Annotated in this window: 12 protein-coding genes; 6 read left to right on the top strand and 6 right to left on the bottom strand. The window is 40.6% G+C overall.

Features of this window, described 5'->3' with window-relative positions:
- Positions 1 to 6 precede the first annotated feature (6 nt).
- From ACC612_RS02845 to nrdD, 3 genes are all read right to left on the bottom strand, one after another.
- Positions 7 to 438, bottom strand: coding sequence for a polymer-forming cytoskeletal protein (locus ACC612_RS02845; RefSeq protein ID WP_371852961.1), 432 nt, complete (start codon positions 436 to 438; stop codon positions 7 to 9).
- A gap of 92 nt (positions 439 to 530) precedes the next feature.
- Positions 531 to 1,238, bottom strand: coding sequence for a prenyltransferase/squalene oxidase repeat-containing protein (locus ACC612_RS02840; protein WP_371852960.1), 708 nt, complete (start codon positions 1,236 to 1,238; stop codon positions 531 to 533).
- Between the two features lie 35 nt (positions 1,239 to 1,273).
- Positions 1,274 to 3,076 (bottom strand): anaerobic ribonucleoside-triphosphate reductase, encoded by a 1,803-nt coding sequence (gene nrdD, locus ACC612_RS02835; protein WP_371852959.1) that lies wholly within the window; start codon positions 3,074 to 3,076, stop codon positions 1,274 to 1,276.
- Positions 3,077 to 3,406: 330 nt separating this feature from the next.
- Between nrdD and ACC612_RS02830 the strand changes: the two genes are divergently transcribed.
- A complete protein-coding gene (locus ACC612_RS02830) occupies positions 3,407 to 5,296 on the top strand; it encodes a zinc-dependent metalloprotease family protein (protein WP_371852958.1) in 1,890 nt (629 codons plus the stop codon).
- A 292-nt stretch (positions 5,297 to 5,588) separates the two neighbouring features.
- Positions 5,589 to 5,993 (top strand): hypothetical protein, encoded by a 405-nt coding sequence (locus ACC612_RS02825; protein WP_371852957.1) that lies wholly within the window; start codon positions 5,589 to 5,591, stop codon positions 5,991 to 5,993.
- A 260-nt stretch (positions 5,994 to 6,253) separates the two neighbouring features.
- Here the strand turns inward: ACC612_RS02825 and ACC612_RS02820 are convergent, their stop codons facing one another.
- The 3 genes from ACC612_RS02820 to ACC612_RS02810 all read right to left on the bottom strand — a co-directional run bounded on the left by ACC612_RS02820 (position 6,254) and on the right by ACC612_RS02810 (position 8,272).
- The gene (locus ACC612_RS02820; RefSeq protein ID WP_371852956.1) at positions 6,254 to 7,093 is read right to left on the bottom strand and encodes a P-loop NTPase; all 840 of its coding nucleotides are present in this window, start codon (positions 7,091 to 7,093) and stop codon (positions 6,254 to 6,256) included.
- A gap of 55 nt (positions 7,094 to 7,148) precedes the next feature.
- Positions 7,149 to 7,484 (bottom strand): DUF134 domain-containing protein, encoded by a 336-nt coding sequence (locus tag ACC612_RS02815; protein ID WP_371852955.1) that lies wholly within the window; start codon positions 7,482 to 7,484, stop codon positions 7,149 to 7,151.
- Positions 7,485 to 7,561: 77 nt separating this feature from the next.
- Complete coding sequence (locus tag ACC612_RS02810) at positions 7,562 to 8,272, bottom strand: MBL fold metallo-hydrolase (protein ID WP_371852954.1); 711 nt, start codon at positions 8,270 to 8,272, stop codon at positions 7,562 to 7,564.
- 178 nt (positions 8,273 to 8,450) lie between these two features.
- On the opposite strand from ACC612_RS02810, the gene ACC612_RS02805 reads away from it, so the two are divergent.
- The 4 genes from ACC612_RS02805 to ACC612_RS02790 all read left to right on the top strand — a co-directional run bounded on the left by ACC612_RS02805 (position 8,451) and on the right by ACC612_RS02790 (position 13,261).
- Positions 8,451 to 10,385: a hydantoinase/oxoprolinase family protein gene (locus ACC612_RS02805; RefSeq protein ID WP_371852953.1), complete on the top strand. Its 1,935-nt coding sequence runs from the start codon at positions 8,451 to 8,453 to the stop codon at positions 10,383 to 10,385.
- A 376-nt stretch (positions 10,386 to 10,761) separates the two neighbouring features.
- Positions 10,762 to 11,484, top strand: a complete 723-nt coding sequence (locus tag ACC612_RS02800) for a NifB/NifX family molybdenum-iron cluster-binding protein (protein ID WP_371852952.1) — start codon at positions 10,762 to 10,764, stop codon at positions 11,482 to 11,484.
- A gap of 51 nt (positions 11,485 to 11,535) precedes the next feature.
- Positions 11,536 to 12,381, top strand: coding sequence for an ATP-binding protein (locus ACC612_RS02795; RefSeq protein ID WP_371852951.1), 846 nt, complete (start codon positions 11,536 to 11,538; stop codon positions 12,379 to 12,381).
- Position 12,382: 1 nt separating this feature from the next.
- The gene (locus ACC612_RS02790; RefSeq protein ID WP_371852950.1) at positions 12,383 to 13,261 is read left to right on the top strand and encodes a 4Fe-4S binding protein; all 879 of its coding nucleotides are present in this window, start codon (positions 12,383 to 12,385) and stop codon (positions 13,259 to 13,261) included.
- The last annotated feature ends 171 nt before the right edge of the window (positions 13,262 to 13,432 follow it).

The following is a 13,432-nucleotide window of genomic DNA, read 5'->3' as shown; positions in this document are numbered from 1 at the left end:
GCAAACTCATTCGGAACGTACGATCACTTTCGTTCCGGCTTCTACATCTTTTATGCTGGCCTTCCCTACAAGTTCCAGCAGTTTTTCAGCTTTTACAAAACCTATGGAGCAGCCCGGACGCACTAACATCTGTCCACCACATGTGGCAGAACCTTCGATTTTCACATCATCCATTAGCGTAAGGTCCTTATCAACCTGCACATCACCCTTTATCTCACAGTGCGGACCAATGATGGCATTGTGTGCCTGCACATGACCTTTGACCAGGGATTTCTTTCCAAGTTCAAGATTTCCCTCAACTCTCAATTCCTGCCAAAAATTGCATCCTGCGCCAACTATCAGATTACCTTTAATGAGAACGCTATCCTCAAAGTATGCTTTTCTCTGAATGACGTAAGTATCGGAACCAGGATGGTACTTGATAAATTCTGTATTCATTATATCACTGACACAAGGCAATGTAATTAAAAACGTGTAGGTATAGGCTGGCCTCTCATATATATTAGTTTCACATGATCTATTGGAAAAGCTTATGACTGCCACAATGCAAGAGTTATCAGTGATAGGGACGTAGCAACAACTTTGTCCTCACTTTTACCCCAAAACCCTTCTGAGTTCTGTTTTTTCATGAGCCAGTCTATAGAAACATTAAGTTCTTCTCTGAAACCCGCCATCAAAAGAGATTGCATGACTATATTACTAGTTGCTATGTTCTTCCATCCACCATCCAGTTCACGTTTTTCAAGCAACCAGTGTGCCTTCTTATCGATAAAGTCGTGATACTCTCTCTGTATAGCACCCTGTTTTACCAAAGCATTAATGATCAGGGCTGTGGTCCCTACGTGCTCCCACTGTGGCCCGTAGTTATCAAATAACCATCCATATCCTTCAGGATCATGGACATCCATATCTGCCAGAGCTATTAGGGAATATGTGGTATCGTACACATTACCATCCCAGGAACCACCTTTTTTCTGTGAAAGAATCCATTGTTCCATATCCGGGAAGATCAGACCCATTTGAGAAAGAGAAGAAACAACCCTGGCACTTTCCCTTACATCCCCACCCCATGGAGGATTGCCTTTAAGCCTTATAAGAAGAGCAGTATGGCAGCTGGGAAGACTCCATACCCCACGGGCCCAAACAACACGAGCTATTTCCTTGATGGAATCCGGCTTTTGCATTTCGATCCAATCTAGTGACTTTGCTATATTGGGGTCCACTATCCTAGGGTCCATGCAATATAATATACAGGTCTGTATTTAGCGTTTTTCTAGCAGTGCATCCTATATCTGTGCCTCTGAGCATATTCCGCTTTTTTTCCGGGATTCCACTGGTTCACATGGCCATAATAGCCAGTTACCCTGGACATATGATCGATAACAGGGCTTGCACACATAGGACAGAGTTCACTTACGCCCCTGGAAGTGTGACCTGCAGAACATACAGAAAAATCAGGAGAGAAGCAGAAATAAGCGAGTTTTGTTCCTGCAAGTTTCCGGATAAATTCATTCAGGCCGGCAGGATCGGGATAACTTTCGCCCATCCATATATGGCAGATAGTACCTCCTGTAAAGTAAGGATGAAATTCTGACTCAATATTGATCCTGTCAATGAGAGATATATTTGCATGATATGGCATATGAGTAGAATTGGTATAGTAGTAGGCTCCTTCAATACCCTGCACTTTAGCTTTTTCCCCGAAGTTATTTCTGTCGATCATGGCAAGCCTGTGTGCAGTACTTTCCGCAGGTGTCTGCTCTAGAGTGTATTCTATGCCGTCCTCACGGAAGAACTCCTCTATCCTCTTAAGAATATGAGCAATTATTTTGATACCTGTCGAATTCTTTTTATCAATACCTTCTCCTGTCAGGTTCAGCAGACATTCGTTCATACCCACTAAACCAAATGTAAGATGACGCTTCCCAAGATCAAAATACGGCACTCCGTCAGTTGTCTTGTTGAGCAACCAGGGCAAAAGGTTCCACTCATAAAGAGATCTCCGGATAATCTCCTGCCCTTCCAGCAATGCCTGCCGAGCTATGTCGAGTGCATTGTTCAGCTGTACAATGAAATTATCTTCATCATTTGACCTGAGAGCCACGCCAGGCAGATTAATGGTCACAACCTTATTGGAACCCGTACCCATGCCGCCAGCAGTCCAGATGCCACCTGCATGATGGCTCAGCAATCTGCAACACATGGCATGCACCGTATCTTCTTCCATATAAGGTGCTGCAAGATTCAGGAAATAAGGTGCGCCTGTAGATGAAGCAGCCTGCATGGTTTCGAGCCAGAGAGGATCATTAAAATCATGATCTCTGGTAATGGCTGTAGTGATGAGAGGAAACGTAAACGGAGCACCTGTAGAATCCCCATCTGCTGATACTCGCATAAAAGCACTGTATATCTGTTTGGCCTCATCCTCGAATTCGGTATATGTTGAATCGAGAGTTTTTCCTCCGTAGACCACTGGTTCATCCTTCAATGCGGAAGGGCATTTCAATCTCAGGCCTATGTTGGTAAAAGCACTCTGGGCTCCTATCCTGTTAGACTGGTTCATCTGGAACATAAAACTCTGAACTGCCTGGTATAACATGGATTCATCCATTCTCTCAAAATACAGATGGGGAGCAAGCAGCCAGTTAAGCATATCTACAGCCTGGGCACCTGCAAAAAATTGCTGGGAATGCATCATGAACGACATTACATGAAAGAGGGCTGAGTCCAGTCTTTTAGCAGGCAGGCTGCGGGTGTCAGAAAATTTCAGGCCGTCCATAAAAATGATACGCCCGTCGATACCGTTGCAATAAGGCATGAAAGGGCTGTGCAGGTCGTGAATATGGATCAAGCCGTCCATATGCGCTGCTGCCACATCCCTTGAGTAAAGTTTTTCCAGAGCGTATTGTTTCTTTATCTGGGATGCAATATGCAGGTCTATAACCGAAGGACTTGCTCTGGTATTGGAGTTTTCCGTAAGTAACCAGCTCTGTTTCAAGAGCACATCATCTATGAGTTCCACAGGCTCCTTAAAGTCAAGCCTGTCCACAATACCCCCACCTGACATTTTTGTCATGAATAAAAATCTGTTATGGGAGAATATATAGTTAATTCATTTTGGCTTTGTAGAGAACAGATTTTTAGAATCTTTAACAACCAGCCAGATAAAATACTAAACATCCGTGTTATACAGTAACCAATTTTTTGATATGCTATTTTACAGTAAAGAAGAGACTGAAAAAGTTAATCCTACTGTCAAGTATGAGTAGGGAGGTATCCATAAAAATTCATAAGTAAAAGTATTATATACTATGAAAATAAATCAAATTTCTACTTCATATCTAAAATAATATGGAGAAAGCAACAGAGGTGATAAACTGAAGACATTATCTATCTATCTATTGTATTGCTAATTTTAATATTACTTACAGGAACAGCTTTTGCAGATACAAGTGACGACGACTATCTCAAGAAAGTAAATTTTGACAACAAGTCGCTTGGGATAGCTGATAATTTTAAAAATTTTGATGTGGTGACACCCAACACTGAAGCTTTTATGAAAGCTGCAGAAAATGGCAAGGTCAGATTAACTCTATTGGGAAAGGAGTTTGAGCTTGAACTAAAAGAAACAAATGTAATCAGTGAAAGTGCGAAAATAATCAAAGAGAATAAAACAGGCATCTATTTTGTAAATGCTCCACATGTAGATACATATAGGGGATATGTAACTGGTAAGGATGATAGCAGAGTATCATTGACTGTAGCAGATGATGTTCTTATTGGAAGTATCAGGGTCGAGAATAAAACATATATCATTGACCAAACAAATCAAAAACAGGCTGGAAAGGTCATTCATGTAGTTTATGATCTGGATGATTTTAAAGAACGAGAGATTAAAGAATACAATACTTGTGGTGTTGACGAAAAGGAAGAGGCTTTGAGCAATGAGCTATTCGCAGAGAGTTTGTCTTCTGAAGGAGCGATTACATCTTCCATATTAACTTACACTCAGATAGACATCCTGCCATGCTACGACCAAGGTTTTGAGGATGAATATACAAATCCAATAGGTGAGATTGTAGCGATGGTCAACGAAGTAAATGGCGAATTAGCACATGCAAATGCAGAATTGAATATCCATTTCTTTAAAAGATACGGGGACCTAAATGTTGGGAATGGTAATTCATATACTATGTATTATTATTTTATGGATGATATAAAACCATATAGAAATATGACAGGTACTGATTTGGCTATGTTGCTTTATGGAAATGATTTCACAGATGACACAATCGGGACAGGCTCCACTTTTAACGGCAGTTCGAATAGATCTTATTCTGTGATTCAAATGGTATCTGCAGGTCTATTTAGCAGTTATCAAGCCACTTACAATGGCAGATGTGTCCTTATAACTCATGAACTCGGACACAATTTCGGTGCAACTCATGAAGAAGCTTATAGATGGCCTCTTGGTCTGAGTTGGCATTATACCTCTATGTGGTCTCCATTCACAGGCACTTCATTCTTAGATGACTATATGGAAGTTGAATACTCAGATTTAAACCGCCGTGGAGATGCTTCACACAACAACATATTGCATGTGGCATCTAATAAAGATACTATAGCAGACTTTAAGGAATTAAATTCTGATGTCGACACCGTTGGAGTTTACGACAATGCTGGTACTTGGGCCTTATGGAACCTATCTTCCGGTTATCTGGATATTGTTGGATTCGGATGGTCGGGTACAAAGCCGGTTGTAGGAGATTGGGACGGTGACGATGAAATAGAAGTTGGTATCTATGACCCGGTAAATTACAGGTTCCTGTTACGGTTAGATTCAGGCAGTTACCAAACAATTCCTCTCGGATGGGCTGGTGTTACCCCGGTTATAGGCGATTGGGATGGAAATGGAAACGATGAACCAGGTGTATATGATAATGCTGGTACCTGGGCTCTCTGGAACCGTAATACCAATTCTGCAGATATTGTAGGATTCGGATGGTCAGGTACAAAACCGGTTGTGGGTGATTGGGACAACGATGATGCAACTGAAGTTGGTATATACAACACTGCTGGAAACAATTTCTTGCTTAAGACCGGATCTAGTTATCAAACAATAGGCCTTGGGTGGGCTGGCGTTACTCCGGTTATTGGTGACTGGAATGGAGATGGAACAGATGAACCGGGTGTATACAATAATGCTGGTACTTGGGCACTTTGGGATCGTAATACAAATTCTGCATATACCGTTGGATTTGGATGGTCTGGAACAACTCCTGTTGTAGGTCATTAGACTGGTGTTGATGGTAAAACTGGAGTTGGTATCTTTGAAGCGGCCAACAACAGGTTCCTGTTGCGGGTAGGTCCTTCTCCTTTGAATCCAGTATTTATAGATCTTGGGTGGAGTGGTGTTACTCCTGTAATAGGCCATTGGAATGAGTATTCAACGTTTGTTTAATTTCAATGAACTTAGGTATGTTTAATTGAGAATAGAAGAGCTGGTTTCAGCTCTTTCTTATTTTAAATCTCTGTAATCCAATGCAAAAACAAGAAGAGATAGCAAGAATACAGGGTAAGGAAGAAATATGGGAAAGAAAATAGACACAATTGTAGGCGTTATAGTTGTATTATTGTTAATTATTACAATTTATGGTTTTTCACAGCAGTATGTTGAAGTGAAAGAACAACAAAATCGTTTAGATAATCCTCCATTTAGAATTGCTGTTTTGAATGAGGATGTTAAAAGCCATGAAATAACTGTTGAGGTTTTAGATGCAAATAACAGTACTCTATACATATCTTCATATTCCATAGAATCTGGGGATTTTGCCCTTTCTCCTGTTATACTAACTGAAAAAGGGAATTATTCAGTGAAAGTAACTGTAGATGGAAATATCACTAAAAATGCAAACATCAATTTTAATGAAGAAAAAACTTTAGAAATAGATATCTATCCAGGTAGTATAGATTTTGGCTATTCAATGCCATAACTTATTCATTTTTTCGCCTCTGTCGAAAACCATTAAAATCAATATCATTGCCTGAAAAACCAATTCTGGAGCGATATATAGACATCTTTTCGTAAAAATGTCAATTTGATTAGTTCCTCGAAAAGAGAGGATTTCTACAGAGCCATTTTAGTTCGTTAAGGATGTGTAAACTAAAAAGAGGCTTGAAAGTGGGCATAATGATACAAAAAATGTATTGTGAAGGGATCAGTGACTTTTCCCCGCACAAAAACGTATGGAACTTAAACCTGTTTTTTAAAACCGACAACCGAATCCACGATCTTGGTAAATTCCCTGGACCACTCCAGTTCATCGGCTTTCAGATTATGTACCTGGCCGCTATCCTCTATCTCTGCAATCTTGGGATCAATGGGCAGAGCTGCGAGAATTGGGACATCAAAGTCTTTAGCTGCCTTTTCAACTCCACCTTTACCAAAGATATCGATCTTCTCGTCACAGTGAGGACAAATGATACCACTCATGTTTTCCACTATGCCTATAACAGGCACTTTCAGCATGTGAGCGAAAGTAATGGACTTGCGCACACTTACCAGCGCCATATCCTGAGGTGTGGTGACAACTACAGCTCCGTCTATCTTTTCAATAAGCTGAGCAATGCTAAGGGGCTCATCCCCTGTTCCCGGAGGCAGATCAACGATAAGGTAGTCAAGTTTTCCCCATGAAACATCTTCCAAAAACTGTTTGATAGCTGCCATCTTGGCTGGGCCTCTCCATATTACCGGAGAATCCTTATCTTCCAGCAGCAGGGCAATTGACATCACTTTAAGGTTCTCTGTCACAGGTACAGGCACTATGCCTTTCTCATCCACTTCAGGTCTGGTATCTTCTATACCAAACATCTTAGGGATACTTGGGCCGTGAATATCACTGTCCAAGAGACCTACTTTAAAGCCCTTAAGAGCAAGCTGTGCAGCAAGATTAGCTGCAACGGTGCTTTTCCCTACGCCTCCTTTTCCACTCATCACCATTATCTTGTTCTTAATGGCTCTCATATTAGCAACGAGCTTTGATTCCTGTGGCTTCTGAAGCAGATCCTGAGTTTTCTGAACTTTCTTGTCCATATTGATTCACCTGAAAAATAATTCAAATTTTGAAAGGATGGCCTTTGACTCTGGCCTAAGTTGATCTTCTGCAACCTTTATTTCCTGTTCCGATAGTGACATAGTCTCCACCAGAGATCTCTATAGCTTTGCCGGTAGTCAGAGCAAAAGTGACTTTTCGTCTTGCACTTTGCAGATCTTCCCAAAAAGCCCTTCTTGAGATTCCCATATTAAGAGATGCTTCTTCCTGTGTAAGACCTTCAAGGTCCACAAGGCGTAGTGCCTCAAGTTCTTCCATTGCAATGGAAACTACCTCTAGTTCCTGCAGAGGCACACCTCTGGGTTTAAAATAGACCACTTCCGGAGTATGCTCCACACGTCGTGGACACTTGGGACGTCCTCGCTCTTTCATAGCATTTTTTCACAAAGGCTATTAATTATAAATAGATTTCTCTGAACATGTCATGAGACGAAATGTAAGTGTAGTAGCTAAATATCTACAGAATACCCTGCAAAAGTATCAACAAAAGCGTTTGGATATTTCGTCTTTACCTCATCTTTATGGGCAGTACAATGACCGGCACCTATCAACTGCATTCCATTAAATAGATCATATTCCTGGCTATCGTGCAGACCACCAACAATACCAATTACATTACCAAATGAGGAAGCAGCACTTAATATTGCAGAAAGGCCAGGGTGTGCACAACCAGTGATAACGTACAGACCTTTATCCGATTCCACTATCAAAGATTGTTCTTTTATCTCTTTTCCAAGTTCTCCTGTCGTATAAACACCCTTACAAATTTCCTGAGGAGATTTTATCTCAAACAATCTTGGGTTCATAGGAATTTCATTCTGTGAATGAGAAGTAATAGGAGTCGAATGTTTTCCCCTCGTTGAAATTTCTTTTTTCAGATTAGGTGAAAAACTGGAGGGCATATAGACATCAACATTTGGCTTCATATTAAGAAAAGTAGGCACACCTCCTACGTGGTCCCAGTGCTGATGAGATAACACAAGAATGTCGATATTTTCTGGAGAAAAGCCAAGTTTTTCCATATTCGACAGAAGAACATGACCATCCCAGCCAGTGTCAAAAAGAATACAGTGGTCTACAGTTTCAATTAAGCAAGAAAAACCCCATCCACTCTTTAAACCTGGTTTTGCCTCATTATCATAAATAACTGTAAGTTTCATATAGATACCTCAATGCTGTAGTCATCTGTTCATATTGAATATTTCCAGAAAATAGTGACGTATCCGGAAACATTATTTCTGTATTAAACACATGAGAGAGCAAATATATAAACATATTTGAAAAGGATTAAATATAAACTCTCTATATAGAAATAAAGAAAAAAGAAGGAGTAAAAAAGTGCACTATGGTCTTGGTATTGATACAGGTGGAACGTATACAGATGCTGTCTTATTAAGAGGATCTGATGGCATTGTGATAGATTCAAAAAAAGCCTTTACGACATATCCCGATCTGCAGATAGGTATAAGTAAGGTACTGGATTCCCTTGACCAAGAACTACTGAAGCAAGTAAATCTTGTCTCTGTCTCTACCACCCTTTCCACTAATTCATTGCTTGAAGGTACCGGAACTCCGGTAGGACTTCTGCTTATTGGCCAGCATCCTGTAGAACGGGAGTTTCCCACTCCGGATTTCATAGTTGTTCCCGGTGGGCATGGTCCAAGTGGGGAGGAAGAGGTGCCCTTGGATATCGAAGCAATACGAAATTTTGCCAATAAGACAAAAGATAAAGTATCAGCATACGCTATATCTGGCTTTTTCAGTACAAGAAATCCAGAACATGAACTATTGGCTAAATCTGTTATCCAAGAGAGCACAGGTAAACCGGTAGTATGTGGCCATGAGCTTTCTCAAGAGCTGGGTGCCTATGAAAGAGCGGTGACTGCAGTTCTTAATGCTCAACTCATACCAATTACATATCACTTTGTCAGCGCTGTGATGGCAGATATTAAAAGAAGAGGAATCCATGCCAGGATGCTGATGCTCAAATGTGATGGATCTGTATATAATCTGGAGGATGCTCTGGAAAAACCTATTGAGACTATATTCTCCGGACCTGCGGCGAGTCTTCTTGGAGCATCGTATCTTGCAAAGCTTGACACATGTGCAGCTATTGATGTAGGAGGCACTAGTACTGATGTGTCTGCCATATACCAAGGCGTACCTGAGATCAGTGCTTCAGGCTCTGTAGTGGGTGGATGGAAAACCAGAGTTAAGGCTATGAAGATGGAAACTTCGGCCACAGGTGGAGACAGCCATGTATGGATTACAGACAGAGAAATAAAAATTGGTCCAAGACGTGTAATTCCCTTATGTGTTGCAGCTGCAGAACACCCGGCCCTGTTGCAGAAGCTCAATCAAATGAAGTTGCTTCCCCGCAAATCACTGGATGAGAACTATCAGCCCACTAAGTTCTTAATAAGGACAAAATACGCGATCAATGACCTGAATAAAGAAGAAACTGAGATGCTGAAATATATTGGAAGCGATCCGATCAGCATACATGAACTTTATACATCGATGCGTACCATGCCTTCTGGCAAGGTAATGGATTCCCTTATAAAGAAAAGGCTGGTACAGGCTATCGGTTTCACACCCACGGATGCCTTGCATGTAAGAGGCGAATATACTGTTTGGAATGCAGATGCTTCTCATGCAGGTGCTGAGCTTTTATCCCGTTACAACGGCAGAAAAAAATATGAATTCTGCACTCATGTGAAAGAACATGTTGCAAAGAATATGGCCTATAGTCAGATGGCTTTTCTTTTGTCTGAAAAGTCCAAGCCCCTAGTAGATGAGATGCTTAGTGGTTTTTCTCCTGCAAAATTCAGCCTGAAATTGCCTATTGTACTGTTAGGAGGGCCCGTAAAAGCATATCTAGAAGAAATGACTGAGCTATTAGATGCCGAGATCATCGTACCTGATCATGCAGAAGTAGGAAATGCTGTAGGGGCTCTTGCCGGAAAAGGTGTAAAAAGAGTGGAAGTTATAATTGTGCCTGCATCCATAGAAAAACCTACAGAGGATTTCATAATTTTCTATCCGGGAGGAAGAGAACCTGTTGTTGATTATAGAGAAGCCTTGGAGAGAGCAAAGCAGATTGGATTAGGCATGGTACTTGAATATGAAAATCGCTGTGGAGTTAGCAAAGAAGAAACACAGGTAAATATCTCAGTAAAGAATATTGCTCCTGAAAACTGGCCTCATCCTCCGCTGGAAACCAGGATCACTGTTGTGGGCGTGGGCGACCCCATGATGATCATAAAGGAATAAACGAAAACAAAGTAAAGCTTTTTGCAGGGAAATAGCTTCATACATAATAACAATGCTGCCGTGGTTAATTTATATAAGCAGTTTAGACTCAATCCATATAATACAGGAGAGAGAACTGTTTTTTTAGAGGCATGGACGTTCTAAGGTCAACCTACATAAGAATAATTGCTGTTGCTAATTTTACAAAAAGATGAACATAAAAAATGCTATTGAATGCAATATTACTTTTTAACTGAAATTTTTAGTTATACGATATAAATGGATTTGGGATTAAATATATAAAGGTATCGAGATAACTATTTATATTTTGTCTCATATTAGAGAAATAAATCAGAAAAAACAAAAAAGAAGATATACAGATTAGCAGGCTGGAAAAATGAAGATATGCGTTACTACGAAGGACAATAGTCCTGAAGTGGAGACTGATCCACATTTTGGAAGATGCATGTATTTTATGTTTGTGGATACAGAAACCATGCAGAAAGAATTTATAAAAAACCCCTTTGCTGCTGAATCCCAGGGTGCTGGTGTGCGGGCTGCACAATATATTACAGACCACGGAGCAGACGTGCTGATTAGTGGGAATCCTGGACCAAATGCCGTATCAGTAATGGAAACCGCAGGCATAAGGATAGTGAAATATCCTGAAATGAAAGCTATGGAAGCTGTACAAAAATTCCTTGGAATAAATAATCTTGTAAAAGGTGAAAATATGAAGATATGTGTACCATCTATGGGTAAAACTGGCCTAGAAGACCAGGTAGGACAGCATTTTGGAAAGGTTTTGAACTATATTATGTACGATACAGAGACCAGCGAGGTTTCAATACTACCCAACACCAGTGAGCATAATGGCGGTGTAGGCCTGCCTCCTGAACTTATGTCCAAGAACGGTGTAGACATAATGTTGTGCGGGGGACTCGGCACGAAAGCTGTTGCAATGTTTGAGCAGTATGGGATAGAAGTATTTGTGGGAGCTCAAGGTACAATCCAAAATGCTCTGGATGCATGGAAAGATGGAAAACTGCAAAAGGCAAATATGAACAATGCATGTACTTCTCATGAGCACGACGACCACCACAGTCACCACCATCATTGAAGTTGACACCCTCTTGTGATGCAAAGAATATAAATAAGTGCCCGAGGCTTCATGAGAATAGCGATAGCAAGTGGAAAAGGAGGTACTGGTAAGACTACAGTGTCTCTTAACCTTGCATTATCCATAGGGGATGCTCAGCTCCTCGACTGTGATGTAGAAGAACCAAACTGCAATCTGTTCCTGAACCACGAGCTTGAAAAAGTAAGGGATGTGGGGATACAAGTCCCTGTCATTTCAAATGAAAAATGTGATCTATGTAAGAAATGCGTAGACATATGCCGTTTCAATTCATTTGTGAAATTACCTAAAAGCATCATGCTTTTTCCCAAGCTATGCCATGGTTGTGGAGCATGTTCCTTAGTATGCCCACAGGATGCTATATCCGAAGAAAGCCGAACAATTGGTGTCATTGAAAGGTCTTCTTCTCAGAACTGGGACACGGAATTATACCAGGGATTATTGAATATTGGCGAGCCAATGGCATCTCCTATAATACGTGCACTTAAAGACCATATTGATGATACAAAGACAGTGATCATAGATTCTCCACCGGGTACTGCATGCCCTGTCATTTCTGCTATAGCAGGAGCAGATTATTGTGTGCTTGTTACTGAACCTACACCTTTTGGACTGAATGACCTATCACTTGCAGTCGAACTTGTGAAAGATATGGAAATTCCCCATGGGGTAGTCATCAACAGATATAACATTGGTGATGATAGCGTAGAAAGATACTGTTCAGAAAAAAACATTCCCATGCTTATGAAAATACCCTATGAGATAGAAATAGCTGAACTGTACTCGGAAGGTATCCCTTTTGTGCTGCAAATGCCACAGTGGAAAGAAAAATTCATTGAAATGTTCAGACAAATACAAGTACTGGCAGGCAGGTGTTGAGATGGTAAAACAGATGACCGTAATCAGCGGCAAAGGTGGCACGGGTAAAACAACTCTTACAGCAGCTTTTGCTTCCCTTGCTACTAATGCCCTAATGGCAGATTGTGATGTCGATGCTGCAGATCTTCATCTAATACTAAAGCCAGAATCAACCAGCAAACTGGATTTTAATGGAATGGAAGTTGCTTCCATTAATAAGGAGAAATGTTCTGCTTGCGGCATATGCAGAGAGAGATGCAGGTTTAATGCCATCTCGAAAGAACTGATCATTGATGAACATACCTGCGAAGGATGTGGGGTGTGCACACTCATCTGTCCAGAAGATGCCATAATAATGAAAGAGCATAAAGCTGGAGAAATATACAGATCCATAACACGAGTTGGTCCTTTAGCCCATGCGAGATTAGGAATAGGAGAAGAAACCGGTGGAAAACTTGTCTCCATGGTAAGGAAAAATGCCATCGAAATGACTTCAATGCATGATATTGACCTCATTATAATAGATGGACCTCCCGGAATCGGATGTTCTGTAATAGCTTCTATATCTGGCGTGGACCTTGTATTCATAGTCACAGAACCAAGTATATCAGGAATGCATGACTTGGAGAGAGTGCTTGAGGTTACCACGCACTTTGAGATCAAAACCATTGTTTGTATCAACAAATATGATATCAATGAACAAAAGACAGCACTTATAGAAGAATATTGCAGAAACAAAGGAGTTGAAGTGATAGGTAAACTCCCTTTAAGTGATATTCCTATGAAAGCAATGCTTAAAAGAAAAACAGTAATTGAATATGAGGATAATTCTTTTGCTGGAACTGTTATAGACATGTGGCATAAAATAGCTTCATGCGATTCACTAAAACTCAAATACTAAGTTTTGGTCTGAAGCAGGGTAGGAGAATTTGTGATTAATATCCGTTTAGGGTCCTTTTGAAATAACATTCAAATGGAGGATTTAATGAGGCCATTTTTAGCTGCAAGTAGTCAATAAAACCTCCCCCATAAAAAGTACATTTTATAATTTGATTAATTACGCAAATCAGGA

Source organism: Methanomethylovorans sp., from assembly GCF_041447285.1.
GTDB lineage: Archaea > Halobacteriota > Methanosarcinia > Methanosarcinales > Methanosarcinaceae > Methanomethylovorans.
Note: the sequence above shows the minus strand (reverse complement) of the source record. Positions and strands in the feature narration are given on the sequence as shown.

Coding starts and splice junctions, on each gene's coding strand:
- ACC612_RS02845 (WP_371852961.1), bottom strand. CDS start 438: ATGAATACAGAATTTATCAAGTACCATCCTGGTTCCGATACTTACGTC.
- ACC612_RS02840 (WP_371852960.1), bottom strand. CDS start 1,238: ATGGACCCTAGGATAGTGGACCCCAATATAGCAAAGTCACTAGATTGG.
- nrdD (WP_371852959.1), bottom strand. CDS start 3,076: ATGACAAAAATGTCAGGTGGGGGTATTGTGGACAGGCTTGACTTTAAG.
- ACC612_RS02825 (WP_371852957.1), top strand. CDS start 5,589: ATGGGAAAGAAAATAGACACAATTGTAGGCGTTATAGTTGTATTATTG.
- ACC612_RS02820 (WP_371852956.1), bottom strand. CDS start 7,093: ATGGACAAGAAAGTTCAGAAAACTCAGGATCTGCTTCAGAAGCCACAG.
- ACC612_RS02815 (WP_371852955.1), bottom strand. CDS start 7,484: ATGAAAGAGCGAGGACGTCCCAAGTGTCCACGACGTGTGGAGCATACT.
- ACC612_RS02810 (WP_371852954.1), bottom strand. CDS start 8,272: ATGAAACTTACAGTTATTTATGATAATGAGGCAAAACCAGGTTTAAAG.
- ACC612_RS02800 (WP_371852952.1), top strand. CDS start 10,762: ATGAAGATATGCGTTACTACGAAGGACAATAGTCCTGAAGTGGAGACT.
- ACC612_RS02795 (WP_371852951.1), top strand. CDS start 11,536: ATGAGAATAGCGATAGCAAGTGGAAAAGGAGGTACTGGTAAGACTACA.
- ACC612_RS02790 (WP_371852950.1), top strand. CDS start 12,383: ATGGTAAAACAGATGACCGTAATCAGCGGCAAAGGTGGCACGGGTAAA.